Source organism: Mesorhizobium sp. M0923 (assembly GCF_040319365.1).
In the GTDB taxonomy this organism is placed as follows: domain Bacteria; phylum Pseudomonadota; class Alphaproteobacteria; order Rhizobiales; family Rhizobiaceae; genus Mesorhizobium.
This window is the reverse complement of the sequence record NZ_JAMYNW010000006.1, coordinates 321,485-341,109: the sequence shown is the minus strand read 5'-3', so window position 1 is coordinate 341,109 and position 19,625 is coordinate 321,485. Positions and strand designations below refer to the sequence as shown.

Below are 19,625 nucleotides of genomic sequence, written 5' to 3'. Positions count from 1 at the left end.
CATTACCACGACGTCGAGCGCCAATTGGGACGCGCCGCGCGGCTGATCGTCTGATCGGCCTCGGGCTCACTGGTCCCAGCCGCGCTGTTCGGCTCAAAACGATCCCACTGCGCTGCACATGGCCGCTGAGCCGCGAAATCGCGCTTCCCGGGTGCCGGGGAACTTGCTCAGCGGGGCCCTGACGTTGCAAGGATCAAACGTGTCGTAGCGCGAACGCAGTACCCATCGCGCACCTTGATCTTAGCCCAAATAGGCTAAACAAATCCTTAAACCCGGGAGTGCGCATTGATGGAAACCAGGATCATCGACAGCCGGGATGATTTCGCGCAATGGGCGATCGATCGGGCCAATGCGATCCTGACGGATCAGGGTTCGGAACTCGCCACCGCCGTCCGCAACGGAAGCGAAGCCCAAATCAATGAGACAGCACAGGCGTTCGGCCAGGCGATTGTCGATGCGCTGCTTGAGGCGTTCGACGGCCTCGCAGGCGACGAATGAGCCGCAGGCCACATGACTGCTGGCGATGGAAACGGCGGCCGGCACGCGGGCTCACAGATCCATCCAGCCTCGGCCGGCAGAGGAGTAAAGGCCCTTTGCGGGCCAACCGCTGCGCTGGCCTGGCCTCCTCGGCCGAGATCGACGAGCTATGTTCAGAAGCAGCTTGGCCATCCCTCCAAGATGATCCGCAAATACCAACTTCGACGCGACCGGTTCCGGGTCAACTTCGGCGGCAGGGCTCTGAAAAGCCCTCCCCCTCCCCCGTTTGAAGTCGTAAGGTGGAAACTGCCGTTCGAGAGTTTTACTAGCGCATCAATTAAAATCGGAAAGTAATACCCAGCATCAGCGGATAGCTGCAATCCCTGTGTGCGTGGCGGCTTATTCCTTGCAAAACCGGAACTTTACTCCATGATTGCAATGATGATCGAGCGGCGCATCACGACTGAACTCACGGAGCTATTGGACAGCATGCCCGCCGTGGCGCTGCTTGGACCACGCCAGGTTGGCAAGACCACGCGCGCTCGAAATAGCCGAACGGCGACCTTCTATCTATCTCGACCTCGAATCCGACGCCGACCGCGCCCGGCTCACGGAGCCGGAACTATATCTGGCCGACCATGAAGATAAGCTGGTCATCTTGGATGAGGTCCACCGGCTACCGAACCTGTTCCAAAACCTGCGAGGACTAATCGACCGCGGCCGCCGCGTTGGGCGAAAAGCCGGCCGCTTCTTGCTCCTGGGATCGGCATCGATCCACCCTAAGCAATTTCTACCGAACAGCTGCGGGTGCGGAGATCGACTTGCTACTAACGCTGCCGGGCCAGCGCCTCTGGGCCATCGAAATCAAGCGTAGCCTGACGCCAAAGGTCGAAAAAGGGTTCCATCAGGCCTGCGAGGACCTTGCTCCGGAGCAGCGCTTCGTCGTCTTTCCAGGATCGGAGCGATTTCCGCTCCAGCATGGCATCGAAGCAGTGCCCCTGCAGGATATGGGCAGGGCGTTGCTTGACGAAGCATGATGCAGAAGTTCTGGCATTCCGGTCAGGGCGAGGCTCAAGCTCCCACCTTCACTGCGAAAGCTGCAGAGCGAAAACCCAGATCGCGGCGTGCTTCGGTCTACACAGTGGCACCCGCTGGCGCCTATTCGGCGCTTCTCTGTAGGCTCTTCTGCAAAACGGACCCGCTCACTCGCGCCGTCGTATGACCTGCTCATCTCGACGTCCGCGACCGTCCGTGTTGCTGACGGATTTCGCGTCGGCGGGCCGCCGTCACAGCGAAATTGCTGCTCTCCGGGTCGAACAGCTGGTCGAGAAAGAGTCCCGCTAAGGCACCCGACGGCGAAAAACTGCCCTGCCTGTCGATGAGGCACCGCACCAAGACGACACAGGCCGACAGCGACGCTTTGGTGCTGCTTGCCGGCCGGCTGGTGACTGCGCTGTAGTCGTCGCTCGAGCGCGCCGGGCATTGCCCAGCACAGGCGGCGACAACGCACTGGACTAAACTTATGGTTCAAGCCCGGGAGGCTGGGTTCGTGCAGAGAGTGCGGCGGTGCCGGTACGGGCGCCAGCGGTTTTAGTCACCTTTTCGTTGAAAGAACGGAGAGTTGGCCGCGGCCAACTTTGCATTCGACCACGACAGAGGCACTATTGGGGCCAAACGATTCGCACGAAAGAAGCAGTTGGCCGCGGCCAACTTTGACCGTGGTTCGCGGGAAACCGTTGAATCATAAGGGTTCTTGGCATGGTTACCGAATCATGCCATTTTCGATACGGTTTTTTAGCAATTCCTGCCTAAAAAGCGCATCGAAAGGGGAAATCGATGTTGCATAATCAAAACGTATCGACGGCCATGTCTTCCGACGCGCGGATTTCTCATCATGCGCGCCAGCTGTCTATGCAGCTGCAGTTACTACGAGAGCGCCTGTTTCCGCCGTCTTCCCAGAAAATGTTGAAGACGTTCACCTCTGGCGAAGCCGCTCATCTCGTCGGGGTGTCAGACGGCTACCTACGGCAGCTTTCAATAGATGGCAAAGGCCCTTCACCCGAGGTGTCCCAGACTGGACGACGGTCGTACTCTCTCGCCCAAATTCATGAGTTGCGGCAGTACATGGCTTCTATCAAGCCGAAGGATGCACTCGCTTACCTTCCGTGGCGGCGGAGCGGCGAAAAGCTTCAGACGATTGCCGTCGCCAATTTTAAGGGCGGCAGTGCGAAGACAACGACATCCATCTACCTGGCACAATATCTTGCCCTGCATGGGTATCGTGTTCTCGCGGTTGATCTCGACCCGCAGGCTTCGTTGTCGTCGATGCTCGGTGTTCAGCCGGAGTTCGATCTAGAGGAAGGCGAAACCCTCTATGGTGCGATCCGCTACGACGAGAAACGGCGGCCGCTGAAGGAAATAATCAGAAAAACGTACTTCGCTGGCCTCGACCTCGTTCCCGGAAACTTGGAACTGATGGAGTTCGAGCACGAAACCCCCACTGCGCTGATGGCGCGGAAGACAAGCAACTACGAGATATTCTTCCGACGGGTCGGCATGGCGTTGGCCGAAGTCGAAGCCGATTACGACGTTGTGGTGATCGACTGTCCGCCGCAGCTCGGATACCTGACGCTTGGTGCGGTTTGCGCGGCGACATCGCTTCTGATCACCGTCCATCCTCAGATGGTCGACGTGGCGTCAATGTCGCAGTTTCTGCTGATGACTTCCGACCTTCTGTCGGTCGTCCGGAATGCAGGCGGCGATCTGAACCATGATTTCATCCGCTATGTCATAACGCGCCATGAGCCGCACGACGGTCCGCAGGCACAGATCGTTGCCCTGCTGAGAAGTCTGTTCGGGGACGAGGTTTTGGCCGCGACAGTCCTGAAATCGACGGCGATCGCCGATGCCGGGCTCACGAAACAGACACTCTATGAAATCGAACGAGGACAAGTCCGCCGCTCGACATTCGACCGGGCAATCGAATCCCTTGATGCAGTCAACGGAGAAATCCTCGATGGCATTGAAAAGGCATGGGGGCGGTCATGAGCAGACGAGACGTTCTGAGCGGAATATTCGCCGATACGACGCGAGAGTTGGCCGCGGCCAACTTGTCCAAAGCGACGGACGGCGGTCGTGTTCTGGCAGGTCCCGTAAGGACGATGGGGCTTGCCCTCGACCGCATGGATCAGGAAGCCAGAGAACTTCAGGAAGCCTTGAAGTCCGGCGAGAGGGTCGTCGAACTTGATCCCGAACTCATTGACGGCTCATTCGTGCGTGACCGCCTCGACGGCGAGATAACCGCAACAGACGATATTGTGAGGTCGATCGAGGAAAACGGCCAGGAAGTGCCCATCCTCGTCCGGCAGCACCCCGATATCGAAGGACGATATCAGGTTGCCTATGGCCATAGGAGGCTTCGTGCTATCCGACTCCTGAGGCGGAAGGTAAGGGCGGTTGTCAGGCCATTATCGGACAATGAACTCGTCGTCGCTCAAGGCATCGAAAACACTGCGAGAAAGGACCTTTCTTACATCGAGAGAGCGGTCTTTGCCTCAAGCCTCGAAGCACGCGGCTTCGGCCGCGATCTGATCATGCAGGCGTTGAGCACTGACAAGACGGAACTGTCGAAACTGTTGTCTGTCGCCAAGAGCATTCCGGACAGCCTAGTCAAAGCCATCGGTACCGCACCCTCTATGGGCCGCCGCAGGTGGATGGATATCGCCGAAAAGATCACTGATCCCAAAGCGCTGGAAGCCGCTAGAAATGCCATCGACAGGCCCGAATTCGAGGCCTTGGGATCGGACGAACGCTTCATGATGGTTCTTGCGGAGGTTTCGAAAAAGCCGCAGCGAGAACAGACAGTCAGCCAGTGGAAACCGAACGGCGGCAAGGTCGCGGCAAAGATCAAGGACACCGGGGCGGCCTATACGCTCTCCCTCAAGACCTCCGGAGCCGATGAGGGCTTCGGCGCATATCTGACAGGACGGCTGGATGATCTCTATGCCGACTGGCAGACAAACAGGAAACGGAAACAGGAGTAAACCGCAAAAGAAAAAGGCCCCCGAACGTCACCGTCGCGGAAGCCCTTCTCATCCTTTAGCAAGCTGAGAATCACATTTTCGCGAATCACTGTCAAGAGTCTAGGCGTCGATTCGGCGAGCAAATTTCTTTTGCCTAATTGAAGGCGAAGGAAGAAATGGAAACGGGTATTGCAACGACGCCCTTTGGGCGGCGCCGGATGTCGCTTGCCTTGTTGGCAGCGCAAAACGACTCACGTGAAATCCCCAAGAACAGGGTCGTTGAGAAATGGCAGATCTACCGCGACCTGTGCGAGGGCAAGAGCATCGTCGGCATCGGCGATCGCGCCCTGGCCGTCCTGAATGCGCTGCTATCATTCTATCCTGACAGCGAGCTGAGTGAGGAAAACGGCCTCATCGTCTTTCCCTCGAACGCACAGCTGTCCCTCAGGGCGCACGGCATGCCCGAGCCCACAGTCAGGCGGCACCTGGCGGCCCTTGTGGACTGCGGGCTGATCATCCGTCGGGACAGCCCGAACGGCAAGCGTTACGCCCGCAAGGGCCGGGGAGGGGAGATTGAGGAAGCATTTGGCTTCTCCCTGGCGCCGCTGCTGGCCCGTGCCGACGAGTTCGAAGCGGCGGCTGAGCGTGTTCGCGCCGGCAACAGGGCGCTTAGGCTTATGCGCGAGCGGATCACCTTACACCGCCGTGACATCCACAAGCTGATCGAGGCGGCCGTTGACGAAGACGTGCCGGGCGACTGGGCAGGCCTGTGGAAGCGTTTCCGCGGCATTGTGGAGGCAATTCCGCGCCGAGCCTCCATCGTCGAGCTTGAGCCGATCGTGGGCGATCTGGCTGCATTGCGTGACGATGTGGATAAGCTGCTGGAAATTCATATGAAATCCACGAATCCGAGCGGCAATGACTCTCAAAATGAGCGGCAGCAAACTGATTCAAATACCGACTCTATATTTGAATTTGAACCTGCTTTAGAGAAAAGCGGGGCGGCGGCCGAGCCAAGGACGAGGACCGCAGAGGCGCCGAAAACCTACCCGCTGGGGATGGTGCTGAAGGCCTGCCCCGAAATTGCGGATTATGCCGTCGACGGGATCGGCAATTGGCGCGATCTCATGATAACCGCCGCCCAGGTGCGGGGATATCTGGGTGTTTCGCCGTCAGCGTATGAGGAAGCCTGCCATGCGATGGGTCAGGAGACCGCGGCGATGGTGATCGCCTGCATTCTGCAAAGGGCACAGCACATCAATTCCGCCGGCGGCTATCTTCGGGCGCTGACTGATAAGGCCAAGGCGGGGGCGTTTTCGGTCGGGCCGATGCTGATGGCGGCGCTCAAGGCCAACGGCGCCACAGCAAGGATGACGGGATGATGATCGCCAAATCCCGCAGCTTATCGCTTTGCGCCCAGCTCAAGCGCGAATTACGATGGCCGGCTGACACATGTGGAAAGCCCGGAAAACCCGTATATTCCGGAAGAAATGAGTTCAGCCGATGACCACCACCGTCACCGCCGTCTCGAAAAACTTCGGCGCCTATCAGGATGCCGCGGTTCACGACCCTGTCATCATCACCAATAACGGCCGGCCTCGCACCGTGCTGCTGGCTTACGAGGATTTTGTCCGGCTGTCGAAGCGCGACCGGCGGGTCGATCTGACCGCGGAACTCAGCGCCGAAATCGCCGCTGTCGAAGCCGTCGAAATGGAGCCGGGGCCTTGACCATCTCAACGGCGAGCTTCCTCCGGCAAAGGTCTGACGGATGGAAGGACGCCCTCCGGCTCTTTCCAGCGCTTGGCTGGTCTTGCCAAACCTGACGCGGTCCGCGCAGCGACACGGTGGCCAGCAATCCGGCGCTGCGCCCAATCATCCTTGCAATTGTGGAGTGCGACTCCTATTTTGCGAGGAAGAATCGAAGCTCACGCCGCCTCGGCTGCTGCGGTCGAGCGTTCCAGCATGGCGATCAGATTATCCGGCAGCACCGCCTCTTCTGAGGGCGGGTGCGGTATGGTTGTTTGCGCCTGCCGGCCATGACGGTTGCGATATGTTTGTTCTTGCCCAACGCGCATTTCCGGGTTTTGATCGACGCGGGAGAGCATCTCCTCTAGAAAGATCAAAACGAAAGGCGGTTTATCGTTCGTTTTTAACTATCGACGGGCACGGCGGCTTTCGGCCATTTTCGTTGCCAGAAGCGCCGCGATGATTCATGCTGTCGACGATGATTCTGCGCCCGAAACTGCTTCGACATACACCTGTGGCCGTCACCGGCGCAGCCCCGGCTGCGCTGGCCACTCCCGTGCCGACCTGGCTGCGCGCCGCGGCGGCCGGTCCGGACTCGGTTGAAGATGCTGCGTTTGCCGCGGCCGCGGCGCTGACCGCCCTCGACGCGGTGGTGCGCCGGCAGGAGCGATGGGCCGGCGCCTGGCGGCAGCGCCTGGCACTCGGCGCAGCGGCGGCAACGGCCAAACGCGCCGGCCGGGTCGAGGACGAGGCGGCGCTCCGCGACGCGCTGCTGCTCACCCGTCCCGGCGACGACGTTGGACCCGCCGGCCGTATGCTGCTTGCCTGGCGAACGCTGGCATCGCGTCCCGTCGCGGCGTTGGTCAGCGAGGGGGTATTGGTCGATGTCGCCGCGGATCTAGGGAGCGCGCTTGACGTGGGGGCGGCCGGCCAAATCGGTAACGAAATCCAGGCGACGGCTGGCGCGGTCGGTAATGCAGTCGCTGGCGCGATCGACGCGATCGCCGTGCTCGAGCGTCATCACAGTCGCGCCGCGCGTGAGCTTGGACCGTGGCTTGCCGACGCTGTTCTGGCCGACCGGCTAGGGTGGGCGCATGCGGTGCCCCTGTTCGGCTTGCACCCGGTGGCGGGCGGTCGTCGGTCACCCCATGCCGAACGGCAATCCGGTCGGCCGTCCCGGCAACGCATTTGGGCGGCTTATGCGCAGGCGGCGCTGCAGGCGATGGATCTTGCGGCCGAGCTCGGCCGCCGCGCCGACCGCCTGCTGGCTGTCGCCCCAAAACTGCGGGCGAAAGGGGCGGACACTGTCGTCGAGAAGCTGCTGTCCGACGACGCGATCGTCGCATCCTCAAAGATCGCCGGCATGAGCGACCGCGGCCTGCGCCGCCTGTTCGACCGGCTGATCGAACTTGGCGCCGTGCGCGAGCTGTCCGGCCGTCCGACCTTCCGCATCTACGGGCTGTGAGACCATGGAGCAGGCGAGGGGGAGAAGGGCGAAGGAGCGATCAGATGGTCACCTGTTTGACCGCGAACTGGATCACCTGCCGCCAGAAGTACGTTGGCGCGAATGGATGAACCGCGTCGAAGCAACCATCTTCGCCGCCAGCGAACCGGTCAGCCGCGAGGTGCTTACCCGCATCGTCGGCAAGACCTGCAGCATCGACCTTTTGATCGACGACATCCGGGAGGAGCTGCGGGGCCGGCCTTACGATCTGGTCGCGGTCGCCAGCGGCTGGAAGCACCTGACGCGGCCGGCCTATGCCGACGCCATCCGTACGGCCGTAGGCTCTGGCGAACGCGCCGTCGACCTCACGCAATCCGAAGTGCTGGTCTTGATGTGCATTGCCTTCTTTCAGCCGATCACGCGCGCCGAACTCTCGTCATTCTTCGGCAAGGAGATCAGCCGCGACCTGATCGGCAATTTGCGCTCCTTCGGCCTGATCGCCTCCGGCCCGCGAAGCCCGACGCCCGGCGCCCCCTATACCTATGTGACGACGAAACAGTTCCTGCTGGAATTCGGGCTTGAAACCTTGCGCGACCTTCCCGACTTCGAGGCTCTCGAGGATGCGGGGCTGCTGTCGAAGGAAAAGCTTCTGGCGGGCGACATCATGCCGGGGTTTTCCGCCCCCGGCGAGAGTGATGCCGACGCCGACGAATAGAACACCTGTGCCTGGCCGGACGACCGCCATCGTCACCGCAACTTCTCGAGCGATATGACGGCAAGATCGATTTTTCCCACGAGGTCCCTCAACGGCGCACAATCCGGATAGTGTTGCATCAGGATGGACTGTGCGAGGCGGAGGTCCTCGATGTGTTGTTCACCCGCTTTTGACGTTCCTCCGGCGGAATTCTCTCCGTAGTAGAGGTCGAAAAACACCGCATCGGGCATGGCCGCCCGATCGTGTTCGCATTGAACCCAGTCATCAAGCTCGCTTCGGACTGCATCAACGCGCTTGTAGACGCCCGCGCTCGCTCGCATGTCGGTCAGCACACCCTTCAGCAGGGTGCCTGTCTTGGCATGCGCGTCCACAGGCATCGCCGCCTTCGGACGCCGGCGCCGTTTGCCGCTGAGCGGCAGCCGGTACTCGACAGTGGTATTGGGACCGCGTGGCGCGGTAGCTTTTCGTTGGACGTTTCTCGCGAGCTTCGCCTCGGCCTCAGCCTTCTCTCCCGGAGTCACAAAAGGAGCGTGACCGTCGATGGCGACCCGGTCACAATTCGCGGGCACGATCGGTGAAGGGCCTTTGGAAAGCGCCTTGAGAAGCCCATCAAGCGAATATCCTTTCGACGCATCGGCATACAGGTAAAGGTCACAGCCTCCCGGATAGTACATCCCCGCCCATTCCGGCCTTGCGAGCGACCAGTTGTGTCGCCGCGCCCAGGCGTCACGCTCTTTCGACGCGACACTCCCTGCGTAAGGTTCGTCGACCCCGACGTGATGTTTTGCGACGGGATCGTACCAGGCACTTCCATGATCACGTCCAGGCAGGCGGGCCGAATATACCGCGCCGGCTTCCACGTCTGCCTTGGATGGCTGCAGGCCCGTGATGTCCATGAACTGCAGTACCCTCGCAGCCCCGCAAGCGATATCCAGAGCCGCGCGCGCCGAGTCTGGTCGATACTTATCGACCACATGGTCTGAGGCACGACGCCGGAAACGACCGAGTTGGTGAGCATATCGATACTGAGACGGCTTGATCAGTTCATCAAGCGGCTTTGAAATGAATACCCCGATCGTCTCACGGCCGGATGTTCTTGTTTGGCCATCTTCCCAGAAGGTGGAGATATAGACCACATTCCGCGCCAGGCTGGCTTCAGCTGAACGATCGCCCAACGATCGGCGTGCATGCTGAAAATTGCCAAAGCCCGATACTTGAGATGCCGTGTCGAGGGCTTTGCTGTGCGGGATTGAATCTCGCTTTGAGATCGCCTTGGCAAGGCGCTTTATGCCCTCAATCGAGGACGGCTGAATATCTGTCTTGGACATGCCAGTTCTCCTGGCTCGTTGGGAAGTGTCGCCCGTCAACCACCTCGCGAGCCCGAACATGACATGAACGGGAGCGTCAGTATCGGCAGGGCTGTCAACAGCTTCGCAACGACGGGCGGCGCGCTCCTGCCAGAAGCGCCGAATCGTAGAATACGATTGATTTCTTTTCGTGAGAAGTCTCTGGCCCACACCCCAATCGAGCAAAGTGCATGCGCCAGTTGTCGCCGACATTCGCTCGCCAAGGAGCCTGACAAGCCTATCGGCTTCGGCGCGCATCCGCTGCTTCAACAGGCTGGCGACGGGGCCTCTGGACTGGCTCGCCGGCAACGAGGACGATGCCGTCGCGCATTTCTTTCGAGCCGAAGCGGCCCCCTGCGAAATAGCCGGAAGTCTTCCGGGGCGCTGCATGGTGATGAACAGGCGGGCAGCTCGCCTGCGAACAGGAAAACGCCAAACGAATTCGATACAAAATGCCCGTTTAGATTGCGATCAATCCGCACCGCCATTAGAATCCGTGAAGATTGGGGAGGATCAAATGGCGCTGGCGCCCATCATCGTCGGATGCCTGACGATCGATGATGCGCTCACCGTCGTTCGGTCTTCATCTATAGTTCGGCCCGCATCGAAAGGAGCCGCTTCGCAGCTTCCCCTTCCTGGCTCGAACCGCTCGTCGCCGCTGTCATCGCCGCCGCCTATCTCGGCTATGAAGTCTGGCTCATGGGGTACTAATCGAAAGAATCCAATGCGCATCGTCGTCCGCAACAGCCCCGGCCATCCACTTGCCCCCATCACTGAGCGGGAAGCGATGGCGCTGCGCGCTTGGTACGGCAATTCCAGCAACAAAGACGATGATCGCATCGCCCTTACCGCCATCAAACGCGCCAAGACTATGGACGGCTGGATCGAATGCGACTGTGTTTCCAGCCAATTCAAGCCGCTGCTCGCGCCGATTCAGCAGGAAAAAACCTTCACGCTGCGCCGCCTCACACCAAAGGACGGAGATCCGCATCAACATGGAGATCGGCCAAACCATGCCGACACGTGTCCCTTCCATGTCGATCAGGATGATACCCCTGCCCTCTTCGACCAGGGATACAACATCAGACCACTGCCCAAAACCGAGCGCACCTATGTTGATGCTCTGCCTGCTATCCCCGACCGGCTTGCCGATCGCGACGCGTCGGCGCCGGGGCGGTCCGTTGAACGCAACGACAGGCCCTCTAAGCTCGGCGTCATCCTCTGGAGGCTGATTGGCAAAGCCGGCGTGAACGTGATCCCGCCTCTGCAGGATCGGCCGGAATTCGCTCTCAGCCCTCAGCTCTCCAAACTTCGCCATGCCGCACGCGAGCTCAAGGTCTTGCGCACCTGGACGCTCGGCGCGCTCATGTCCACTTGGGCGGCAGACTACTTTGACCCATACAGCCGCTGGCAGGCGCTGCTCGACAAATCACGCCCCGACTGGCCCGAAGCCTTGCGCCGCACCGGCTTCATGCTGCTCTTTTCGCCGACCGTCTCAGCCAAGGCCGTCTCGCCTGCCTCGAACGCGCGCAAGATCGAGATCCACTCCAAAGTGCGCCAGCCGCTGCGAGGCGATCCCGCAAGCCGCGGTCCGTTCCTCACCATCCTCAATGCCGATTTTCAGGAGAATGACCAAGGCCCGATCAGGGCAATTCAGGGCTATGCGCAGCCAGTCTACAACGGCGATACACTGTTTCCCGTCGAATCTGGCTTCGAACGCGACGTTTCACACATGCTGTTCTGGTTGCAGCGCTCCCTCTTTGAAGCCGCGCCGCAACTGCGCATCAGGATCACCAAACCGCTGTTTGCATGGGAAACGCCTTCGGGACTATGCCGCCCCGACTTCGTGCTGGAGACAGCCTATGGCAACTATGACCCAGTGAACCTTATCGTCGAGGCCTTCGGCATGGACACCGAAGAATACAAGGCCGCGAAGGAAAAAACGCTCCCTCGGATGCGCGAGATCGGGCCTGTCTTCGAAATCCGGCCGGCTGATATTTCGCAAGCGAACGCCGAAGAGACCGGCAAGAGGCTGCTATATTGGGTGCTCGAGCATTCCCGGCATTCGACGCGGGCGCCGCGTCAAATATCGACGGAACGAAATGCGACTACACACGGCTCTTGAATTCGCGAGGGCATCCCGCCGCTTAAGACGGAATACGTGGTGAAGGTGTAACGGCTACGTCATCCTCGCCATTTTTTGCCATAAAGCATCTTTGCGCGCATGAGCACCATAAACATATCCTTGCCCGATAACCTCAAAACCTTCGTCGACCAACAGGTCTCCGAACGAGGATACGGCACAAGCAGCGAGTACGTTCGAGAATTGATCCGGCGTGATCGGGATCGCGAACAGTTGCGCGACCTGCTCATGGACGGTGCATCATCGCCGCCGACCGAGCCAATCGACGACCGCTACTTCGAAAACCTGCGGGATCGCCGCTCCAAAGCGTGACGGCGAAGCTGGTTATTCCGCGCGAGCAAGCGCGCAAGGACGTTGCAGCGCCTTAGAGTACCGACACCTCGTGCCCGGTCAAATTGCGTACTTCACCCTCGAGCGACATAAGACAAAGCCTGAACCCCCCAACTCCGGGTCCGCACAAGAATGGATCCGCCTGCACGCCGACATTCTGTTCGTCTCAACAAACCCGAAATGTGGCAAAAAAATCCAGTTCGCGGGCGTAATTTGGAATCATCTTCGTCGCAACCGAGCGAAAACAGGGCCAAAACAGGTCTGTTCAGCGATCTCCTCCCAAGCCGCTGGACAGAGTTCCCTCCAAGGCTTTGACGCTTCCTTCGCCGGGCCGTATTCGAGTCCGGCTTTTTCTTCCCTGCCGCAGGCGGTGCACTCAAGCGTCGACGCTGGCGGCCATTACTAATGATACACGGCGGCCGTGCTGGAGGAAGCAGTTCGAGACGCGACGGGCCAGACGGCGTCGCCATCGAAGCCTTGATACGAAGACCATGCAAGAAAAAGACATTCCGGTGTTTGTACGATCAATTGTCGATCTCGGCTGCAACATCTGTGCAATCGGCCACTTCGGATATGTCTTCGGCGATGTTGATTTACCGCCAGCCCAACGCGAGGCCATCCAGCCACAGCTGCGACGGATTGCCGAAATCTGCGGCGAACGCGATTATCTCGTGGCAGAAGTAATCGCATACCTGTGGTCGATCGGACGCTATGTCGAGATTGGGCCGCAGACAGGGGCTAATGATGGCAGTCGATCGTCGTCGAACTGCTCCGGCTTCAGGTAACGATGCAGACGTTCGACGCGAACGCAGATCCCAGCGAGCCGTTCGCGCGCATCGAGCGGCGCGCAAAGCGCCGATACCCGGTTCCAGCGGAGAAGGTGCGCAGTTCGCCAGTTTCCCGGGATTGCGGCCGGGCCTTCGTTGTTGGAAGATCCCAGGTTTCCGCCAACTACCAAGCTGGCGCGAGTCGATCCCGGCACCCAAAATTGCACTGCGCTACAATTCGCCGTTCGACAATCGACGGTTCAGTGGCTATCCTGACAACGTCTTATTCGTTCAAGCTAAACAGGTGATGCAGTGTCAGACTGCTTCGATCCCAGGCGCCTGATGTTCGGTATTCCACTCGGCCTGTTCTACTTCATCTTCACCGCATCGTTCATCCCCTTCATCCTACACCCCACCGCCGCGATCGGCGTGTGGACCGTGACATTCCTGTTCCTCTACGCCTGCGTTCGCCACGCCATGGATAAGCATCCCAAAGAGGTCGCTCGCTTCGACGAAGACATCGCCAACGGCACGCCGCCTCTCTGAACGGACCTCGACACAGTCGACAACGCCCACACCGCAGTCATCTGAAGGGGAACGAGGTGCAGTTCCAATCCGATTTTCAAACCCTGCCGTCTCACAAGGCCGCAGCGCGGGAGATCATCGCCACAACGACAAAACAGGACGCCCTCTTTCCGGTCGGTCGTATGTTCTGCGGCAGCAATGAAGAGCGGCATCTGCAATTGGAAAGGCAGCTTTTCTCGATAACGGACGACTTTCTATACGCCTGCATTACGTATGGCGACGGCCTCGAGAACAAGCCATTCAGCGGTTTTACCCGGGTCAAGGGCTTGGGCTATGCGTTCCTGGCCTTTTTTGCTCAACGGGCTTTTGGTATCCATCGCTTCCCATTTTTTTCTGACCGGAATCTGTGCGACTATCTGACTGACAAACAAAAGAAAACGGTCATTGATGTCATCCAAATGCTCTCCCCCGAGCGGGTGAACGCAATTTGTGACGAGCTTCTCGACATCCATCAGCACGCGCAAAACCTGCTCAAAGAGAAAGGGATTGGCGAAGTTCATCTGACCCGGAAGATTATTGACCGCGGTGATTGCGCCACCTCCCGCGAAAACTATGCCCAGACAATCATGACCCTCAAAAAGGCAGCGCAGGCCGTGGGCGTTGACAAAGTCCAATTCGAGATGGATGTGCTGAATTCCTGGGGAGACGATAGCGGGTATTCCTTTTACCCGATCCTTCTGCGCCAACGCCTGCCGGCCCAGGACATCTTGTACTTCAGCAATATGATCGCCAGCCGCGACGCGTCAGCAGGGGATCATCGCATCGCCGTGGAAGAGGCAGAGTGGGTCGTTGTCAATCGCTCTCCCACCGGCGTCGTTGACTTTCACGTGGATGATATTGTTTTCGATGAGAGCGTGTACGAGGACTCGAGAAACTGGAGCCGAGAAAGGTATGCCAAGTTTCTCGAAAATTATTCGCCATTTCCCTTCCGATACGCCCACCGAATTGATGAGCGTCACGCTTCCCCTGGCTTCGGCTGGCGCCTCACAAGGAAGGGGCGCCTGGGATACCTTCTAAAAGCGCTTTCTCCATTGAATTAGTCGCCCTCTGGTGATCCAGGCCGGAAAGGGGCAAGCCGCTGCGCGGCCGCGCTCAGCTCCGCTAAGGCTCGGCATCCGCTTCGCGGATGCGCTTGCCCAGCTTCGTCGAGCCCCGAAACGGGTCTCGCCCCGTCCGGGCTACGATCGCTCTCGCGACGCCCAGGTTGCGCCCGGTCACAAACCTTATGCGCCAAGCATCGCCCCCGCCTGGCCGGCAGAAGGTGGCCGGGCGAGCTCCTCCTTTCAAGAGTAAGAGAAAGCACCGGCCCGGTCGAACGGGCCTGAGTGGGAGAGAGAGGCTTTCCCCGGTCCCGTGACCGGAGAAAGCGTCATGACCAGCAAATCCCGCAAGCGTCCCACCACCGTGCGCCGTCCGGACAAGGACGTCTATCAGCGCATCACCGACAAGATCGTCGAGCAGCTCGAGGCCGGCGTTCGGCCCTGGCACCAGCCATGGGGCGCCAACGGTACGCCGACACGGCCGCTGCGCCACAATGGCGTGCCCTATCGCGGCATCAACACCGTTCTGCTCTGGATGGAGGCGACGGCTAATGGGTACACCTCCCCCTACTGGATGACCTATCGCCAGGCCCAGGCAATGGGTGGACAGGTCAGAAAGGGAGAAACCTCAACACTCGTCGTCTATGCCGGTGCAATCGAAAAGACCGAGGAAGGCGAAAACGGCGAGGAAATCGAGCAACGCATCCCCTTCCTGAAAGGCTATTGCGTCTTCAACTGCGACCAGATCGACAACCTGCCGGCGCAGTTCACCCCCGCGCCAATCGAGCCGCTCTCGCCGATGGAGCGCTATATCAGCGCCGACGCCTTCTTCGCCAATACCGGCGCCAAGATCCGTCACGGCGGCAACAAGGCCTACTACAATCTTACTGACGACCTCATCGGAATGCCCGTCTTCGAGGCGTTCGAGTCGCCGGACTCTTACGTTTCGTGCGTCGCCCACGAGATCGCACATTGGACGCGCCACCCGACACGCCTCGACCGTGATTTCGGCCGCAAGACATGGGGTGACGAAGGCTACGCGATCGAAGAATGCGTCGCCGAAATTTCGAGTGCGATGATTTGCGCGGATCTCGGCGTCGAGGATGAACCGCGCGAGGATCACGCCGCCTACATTGGCGGCTGGATCAAAGTTTTAAAGAACGAGAAGCGGGTCATTTTCCAGGCCGCCGCTCACGCCGAACGCGCCGTCGCCTACCTGCACAGCCTGCAGCCCGACGCCGCCACCAAGGACGATGCGCCGCGCGCCGCGGCCGGCTGATCTCCACCCCCGCTTCACCTGCCGACACCGCGAAAGGTTATGATCATGGCCGAGACCATGCCGAGGAAATTCACCGTCTGCGCGGCCTTTTATGAGAGCGACTGCCGCGCCACAATCACCATCGCGGCCGAGGATTTCACGGAGGCCTGCGAAAAGGCGATCTCCGCGATCGACAACGGTGATATCGACACCGACCGCAAGACGTGGGAACCCACGCCGACCTTCGTCTATGGCGTAGTCGAGGGCGACGGTGACCCTTGGGACGGAATGCAAAACGTCCCCTTGCGCTTCACTGAGGACAACATCCACCTCCCTCAGCACCATGGCGATGCGATTGCCTTTGCGGAACAGATCGCTCGCCTCGAGACCTGGGGCGATTGGAGAGCCGCCAAGTGCTTTGGCAGCTGCTGACAGGGCAGGTGGCGGTCCGCGATCCCGCAGGTACCTTGAGTGCATGGGGCGAAGCGGGAATTCATGCCGTGCTCGCCTCGGATGGAGAGGCTCGAGCATTTCTCGTCGCCCTGGCCGTCCGTTTGCAAAAGGGTATGGAAGACGGGGACGACTGGGCGTTGGATTGGGAAGCAGGGGCACACAAGTTCCTCGACCTGGTAACGCGTTGGGAATGCCACATCGATCCGAGTACTGCCACAGGCATCCTGCCGGTTATCACTTCATGGGCCAAAGTCGATGACACCTCTGCCTACATGGTCCGCACGGCGGAAATTCTGATGCGTAAGGATGCTGACGCATGGAACGGGCTGTTGAAACAGATCACCAGCATGTCCTTTGCCGACCTACCATGGACCTCCCTGGAATATGTAGCTTCACACCTTGGCGAGGTGACTGAGGAGCATAAAGCGGCGCTGACAAGCCAAATGAACGCGATCATCAATGCCGATGCCGTCGATGCGGAGGCTGCGGAAAAATACTCAAGATTCATCGCCACCGCGAAAAGCTCTGAATGGGCAACCGCTCCTCTCCAGGGGCATGTAAAGGCGACGAGAACCCGCGTATTGGCGATGCACACCCGCCCTGATTACCTGTCGGCGATATACCCTGCCGCTCGAATGCTGCTGGAATATGCCCCCAAGGCCCAAGCTGGAGCGTTTCTTAAGCAGCTCTTTGAGCAGGCTGCAGGAGCCCCTGAAGCCTATCCAATTCTGCACCGCGAGATGGTGGGGTATTGGCCTGAGGAGAACGACCGTACTGGGGCGTATGAACCGGGGAATCTCGCCAGCCGTGCTATTCAATTTATCAGAGAGAACCCTGCAGTTTCTGGCTCCGGTGACGTACTCAGATCTATTGTGGACATGGAAGGGCGTGGCCTGCTTCCTGAAAGTTCGCGCGGGGATATATCCGGAGCGGTCGCAATTCTCTGGCGCCATTCACCCTCCTCCGTGGTGGCCTGCATCAAAGACATAGGAACGTTCATGACACCTGGGGACGTGCAGAAGCTGCTGATCGGGAAGCAGCCGGCCGATCCTAATGCCGACGGCCTTCAGGCGATCGTCGATGTTCTTGCTGAGGGCGCAGACGAACAACGATGTCTGTCTATCGGGAGGGAGATTCTTTCGGTTCCGGCGAAACAGATTGATGATAGACCAGACGGTGCTCTCACCTTCTGGCTGTCGTCGCTGGGCGGCAAGGAGGTGGGGGTTCTTAGGACCTTACTGGAGGATCAAGGCCTCAATGAAGACCAGAGGGAGCGGGTCCTAAACTTCTCGCTGACGGAGCGGGCACGGGTGGGCCTGGACTTCTTCATCGAGATCGTTCCGCTTGTCCTGGCGAAAGCGACGGAAGCAAAGCCGCTAGCCCTCATGGTCAAAGGGATCGATAATGTCGTCTCGCTAGCTCGTACCAGCGACCAGCGAAGCTCGCTCGGGTCGGCGCTTATCCCAACTTTGCCTAATCTTCCCAAAGAAACCCTGATCGTGGTCGCTCGGTCCATCAACCGTCTCGGAGGCAAGGGCTTGCTGGAACGAAATACAGATGTTCTGGGAAAGATGGATGCCGAGCAGTTGGAGATGCTGTCCAACGAATTCAAAGATTCGAAGCTTCTGACCCAATATGCACGTGATAGAGGAAATGAAGCGGCCGAATAGCCACTTCGCCGACATCGACTCGACAGAATCTACGCTGACCACCTTTCCGGACCGGATAATTGAGTTGTCGGCCAGCCGAGCCGAAGCGCCCGACGGATACTCCAGATAGGAAAGCATGCCTCGGGCCGTATTTTGGAACAGTCTACGGGGGTGTCATAGTTGATGCGTCCCGATGCCGTCCTTTTTATGAATGGCTCGCCAACTACCAGAGCTAACGGCCATTCGCCGGGAGCCCGAGGGCGTCGGCTAGCGGCAGCCGGCGATCGTGTCGTGCAGTTTTCCGTCAGACAGGTTCATCTCGAATCCGAAGAAGACTGGCGCATCGGGAATCTTCATTCGAGCGCCTACTCTTCGGGCCGAGGCGAAGCGGGCGAGTTGGGCAGCATCGAGGGAGAATTCGGCTTTAGCAAAACGCGCTGTTGGTGTCGGGACCGCGTGCCAGGCGGGCGTGAATTCCTGCCCGTCCGCGAGCACGGTGAGCTGGTGCTCGAGCCCTGCTACCAGCTTTAAGTCCGGTGGCTGCAGGAAGGCTACAAATACCATTCGCCCGTTATTGCAGGCGGCGACAATTTTGTTTTCCCCCCAATAGCTTTGCTGCCAGAGCAGGAGGTAATACACACCGTCTGCATTCTTGTACTCGGCACTCTGGTCATAGACGTTCTCATTCACCACCCGCAGCGCGTTTAGCTCGCTGTGGTCGATCCAGTGAATGTCTTCCGGAAAGGTCTGGGACATGACCGAGAACAGCGAGGGGTCGACCCGGACCTCACGGAGATATTCTGTTACGTCGGCAGCAAGTAGTTGCGCGACCGAGGCTGTCTCAGCCGAGTTCAGGTTGCTGTCGTCCCGGAAGGAAAACTGGTGGACGCCAATGTGGCTCGCTGGATCAAGGAAGCGATAGGTCGCGCCCAGGTAGATTAGAACGCAGGCGCTGGCGCAGTCTCCTGGCCCCGACAAAGGCTCACCCTCGATTCCGACTTGTGAGGTTATCGTGACTGGGAGGATCGTCGGCAACTTGTTGAGCAAGCGGCCAATCTTTAGAGCTTCGGCAACTGAGCCGCCCGGAGAACTGATGGTCACGTGGAGCGCAGCACTCGGGCTTTTGAGGTCGAGGACGCGGATCGCGTTCCAAAGCTTCTCTGCGTCGCCGGTCTCGACAGGCCCAGACAAATAGACGCTGCTACTTGCGCCAAACGGGCCCATGTCGCGGGTCTTGACCGAGACATCGAGAGCGTACGCCGGCGCCGCGGCAGTGATCCCGAAGGCCGCGAGCGCGGCCGCTATCAAACCCCTAACCATCCGACCCCGTCATTCGACACCCACGTACAGTCTCCTCTATACGGATTCCGATCGTGTAGGGAATGGGGCTTGGGCATCATTGGCATCTGGAAACGAGCGCGGCGCCGCAGGCGCAGCTTTCCCAGTTCGGCTTACGTGATTCCGGTTCAATGATCCATGTGGCAATGGAACCAGCGCGACCACCGCATATACCTTGAGTTGTGTTCTGACGGGGCTGCGGGACCTTGGTGAAGTCTCATGTGGCGATGGCTGCCCAGAATGGAACTTTATGTGGCGACGGTTGGAATGCCGTTGGCGACCGCTTGAAAATCACCAACGATTTCAATACAG

Annotated in this window: 19 protein-coding genes and 2 pseudogenes; 18 read left to right on the top strand and 3 right to left on the bottom strand. The window is 59.5% G+C overall.

Annotation, left to right across the window (positions count from 1 at the left end; translation table 11 throughout):
* Nucleotides 1–288 precede the first annotated feature (288 nt).
* The 8 genes and pseudogenes from NKH89_RS13680 (at nucleotide 289) to NKH89_RS13645 (ending at nucleotide 6,264) form a co-directional block, all read left to right on the top strand.
* Nucleotides 289–498, top strand: a complete 210-nt coding sequence (locus tag NKH89_RS13680; RefSeq protein ID WP_023803918.1) for a hypothetical protein — start codon at nucleotides 289–291, stop codon at nucleotides 496–498.
* Between the two features lie 113 nt (nucleotides 499–611).
* Nucleotides 612–723: pseudogene (locus NKH89_RS13675) on the top strand (integrase); the annotation flags it as partial.
* 262 nt (nucleotides 724–985) lie between these two features.
* Nucleotides 986–1,351 carry an AAA family ATPase gene (locus tag NKH89_RS13670; protein ID WP_352909087.1) on the top strand — a complete coding sequence of 122 codons (366 nt, stop codon included), beginning with the start codon at nucleotides 986–988 and terminating at the stop codon, nucleotides 1,349–1,351.
* Nucleotides 1,299–1,514 carry a DUF4143 domain-containing protein gene (locus NKH89_RS13665; protein WP_023803919.1) on the top strand — a complete coding sequence of 72 codons (216 nt, stop codon included), beginning with the start codon at nucleotides 1,299–1,301 and terminating at the stop codon, nucleotides 1,512–1,514. The genes NKH89_RS13670 and NKH89_RS13665 overlap by 53 nt, the downstream gene beginning before the upstream one ends.
* An 802-nt stretch (nucleotides 1,515–2,316) precedes the next feature.
* Nucleotides 2,317–3,525, top strand: coding sequence for a plasmid partitioning protein RepA (repA, locus tag NKH89_RS13660; protein WP_031257063.1), 1,209 nt, complete (start codon nucleotides 2,317–2,319; stop codon nucleotides 3,523–3,525).
* A complete protein-coding gene (repB, locus tag NKH89_RS13655; RefSeq protein ID WP_031257064.1) occupies nucleotides 3,522–4,520 on the top strand; it encodes a plasmid partitioning protein RepB in 999 nt (332 codons plus the stop codon). The genes repA and repB overlap by 4 nt, the downstream gene beginning before the upstream one ends.
* 155 nt (nucleotides 4,521–4,675) lie before the next feature.
* Nucleotides 4,676–5,881: a plasmid replication protein RepC gene (repC, locus tag NKH89_RS13650; protein WP_031257065.1), complete on the top strand. Its 1,206-nt coding sequence runs from the start codon at nucleotides 4,676–4,678 to the stop codon at nucleotides 5,879–5,881.
* A 121-nt stretch (nucleotides 5,882–6,002) separates the two neighbouring features.
* Nucleotides 6,003–6,264, top strand: a pseudogene (locus NKH89_RS13645) (type II toxin-antitoxin system Phd/YefM family antitoxin).
* 160 nt (nucleotides 6,265–6,424) lie between these two features.
* On the opposite strand, the gene NKH89_RS13640 reads toward NKH89_RS13645, so the two are convergent.
* Nucleotides 6,425–6,604: a hypothetical protein gene (locus NKH89_RS13640; protein WP_031257066.1), complete on the bottom strand. Its 180-nt coding sequence runs from the start codon at nucleotides 6,602–6,604 to the stop codon at nucleotides 6,425–6,427.
* A gap of 107 nt (nucleotides 6,605–6,711) precedes the next feature.
* Here NKH89_RS13640 and NKH89_RS13635 point away from each other — a divergent pair, with 107 nt between their 5' ends.
* Entirely contained in the window at nucleotides 6,712–7,710 is a 999-nt protein-coding gene (locus tag NKH89_RS13635) for a DUF1403 family protein (protein WP_352909085.1), read from the top strand.
* A 4-nt stretch (nucleotides 7,711–7,714) separates the two neighbouring features.
* A complete protein-coding gene (gene scpB / locus NKH89_RS13630; RefSeq protein WP_031257032.1) occupies nucleotides 7,715–8,404 on the top strand; it encodes an SMC-Scp complex subunit ScpB in 690 nt (229 codons plus the stop codon).
* Nucleotides 8,405–8,436: 32 nt separating this feature from the next.
* On the opposite strand, the gene NKH89_RS13625 is transcribed toward scpB, so the two are convergent.
* Entirely contained in the window at nucleotides 8,437–9,732 is a 1,296-nt protein-coding gene (locus NKH89_RS13625) for a DUF5623 domain-containing protein (protein WP_023803817.1), read from the bottom strand.
* 742 nt (nucleotides 9,733–10,474) lie between these two features.
* Between NKH89_RS13625 and NKH89_RS13620 the strand changes: the two genes are divergently transcribed.
* The 8 genes from NKH89_RS13620 to NKH89_RS13585 all read left to right on the top strand — a co-directional run bounded on the left by NKH89_RS13620 (nucleotide 10,475) and on the right by NKH89_RS13585 (nucleotide 17,996).
* Complete coding sequence (locus NKH89_RS13620; protein ID WP_023803819.1) at nucleotides 10,475–11,875, top strand: DUF8535 domain-containing protein; 1,401 nt, start codon at nucleotides 10,475–10,477, stop codon at nucleotides 11,873–11,875.
* A gap of 99 nt (nucleotides 11,876–11,974) precedes the next feature.
* On the top strand, nucleotides 11,975–12,205 hold the full coding sequence (locus NKH89_RS13615; RefSeq protein ID WP_031257035.1) for a type II toxin-antitoxin system ParD family antitoxin: 231 nt from the start codon (nucleotides 11,975–11,977) through the stop codon (nucleotides 12,203–12,205).
* 509 nt (nucleotides 12,206–12,714) lie between these two features.
* Nucleotides 12,715–13,008 (top strand): Y4lK-related protein, encoded by a 294-nt coding sequence (locus NKH89_RS13610; protein ID WP_023803821.1) that lies wholly within the window; start codon nucleotides 12,715–12,717, stop codon nucleotides 13,006–13,008.
* Nucleotides 13,009–13,302: 294 nt separating this feature from the next.
* Nucleotides 13,303–13,536, top strand: coding sequence for a hypothetical protein (locus tag NKH89_RS13605; protein ID WP_156942754.1), 234 nt, complete (start codon nucleotides 13,303–13,305; stop codon nucleotides 13,534–13,536).
* A gap of 56 nt (nucleotides 13,537–13,592) precedes the next feature.
* On the top strand, nucleotides 13,593–14,615 hold the full coding sequence (locus NKH89_RS13600; RefSeq protein ID WP_352909083.1) for a hypothetical protein: 1,023 nt from the start codon (nucleotides 13,593–13,595) through the stop codon (nucleotides 14,613–14,615).
* Nucleotides 14,616–14,946: 331 nt separating this feature from the next.
* Nucleotides 14,947–15,894, top strand: coding sequence for an ArdC family protein (locus tag NKH89_RS13595; protein WP_023803824.1), 948 nt, complete (start codon nucleotides 14,947–14,949; stop codon nucleotides 15,892–15,894).
* A gap of 45 nt (nucleotides 15,895–15,939) precedes the next feature.
* Nucleotides 15,940–16,305, top strand: a complete 366-nt coding sequence (locus tag NKH89_RS13590; protein ID WP_156942755.1) for a hypothetical protein — start codon at nucleotides 15,940–15,942, stop codon at nucleotides 16,303–16,305.
* Entirely contained in the window at nucleotides 16,287–17,996 is a 1,710-nt protein-coding gene (locus NKH89_RS13585; protein WP_352909082.1) for a hypothetical protein, read from the top strand. Before NKH89_RS13590 ends, NKH89_RS13585 begins: the two co-directional genes overlap by 19 nt.
* A 246-nt stretch (nucleotides 17,997–18,242) precedes the next feature.
* Here NKH89_RS13585 and NKH89_RS13580 read toward each other — a convergent pair whose 3' ends face one another.
* Nucleotides 18,243–19,283 carry a COG3904 family protein gene (locus NKH89_RS13580; RefSeq protein WP_198032948.1) on the bottom strand — a complete coding sequence of 347 codons (1,041 nt, stop codon included), beginning with the start codon at nucleotides 19,281–19,283 and terminating at the stop codon, nucleotides 18,243–18,245.
* Between the last annotated feature and the right edge of the window lie 342 nt (nucleotides 19,284–19,625).

Excerpts from the sequence above, each read along its gene's own strand:
- NKH89_RS13680 (WP_023803918.1), top strand. The coding sequence starts at position 289 with ATGGAAACCAGGATCATCGACAGCCGGGATGATTTCGCGCAATGGGCG.
- repB (WP_031257064.1), top strand. The coding sequence starts at position 3,522 with ATGAGCAGACGAGACGTTCTGAGCGGAATATTCGCCGATACGACGCGA.
- repC (WP_031257065.1), top strand. The coding sequence starts at position 4,676 with ATGGAAACGGGTATTGCAACGACGCCCTTTGGGCGGCGCCGGATGTCG.
- NKH89_RS13640 (WP_031257066.1), bottom strand. The coding sequence starts at position 6,604 with ATGCTCTCCCGCGTCGATCAAAACCCGGAAATGCGCGTTGGGCAAGAA.
- NKH89_RS13635 (WP_352909085.1), top strand. The coding sequence starts at position 6,712 with ATGCTGTCGACGATGATTCTGCGCCCGAAACTGCTTCGACATACACCT.
- scpB (WP_031257032.1), top strand. The coding sequence starts at position 7,715 with ATGGAGCAGGCGAGGGGGAGAAGGGCGAAGGAGCGATCAGATGGTCAC.
- NKH89_RS13625 (WP_023803817.1), bottom strand. The coding sequence starts at position 9,732 with ATGTCCAAGACAGATATTCAGCCGTCCTCGATTGAGGGCATAAAGCGC.
- NKH89_RS13620 (WP_023803819.1), top strand. The coding sequence starts at position 10,475 with ATGCGCATCGTCGTCCGCAACAGCCCCGGCCATCCACTTGCCCCCATC.
- NKH89_RS13615 (WP_031257035.1), top strand. The coding sequence starts at position 11,975 with ATGAGCACCATAAACATATCCTTGCCCGATAACCTCAAAACCTTCGTC.
- NKH89_RS13610 (WP_023803821.1), top strand. The coding sequence starts at position 12,715 with ATGCAAGAAAAAGACATTCCGGTGTTTGTACGATCAATTGTCGATCTC.
- NKH89_RS13595 (WP_023803824.1), top strand. The coding sequence starts at position 14,947 with ATGACCAGCAAATCCCGCAAGCGTCCCACCACCGTGCGCCGTCCGGAC.
- NKH89_RS13590 (WP_156942755.1), top strand. The coding sequence starts at position 15,940 with ATGGCCGAGACCATGCCGAGGAAATTCACCGTCTGCGCGGCCTTTTAT.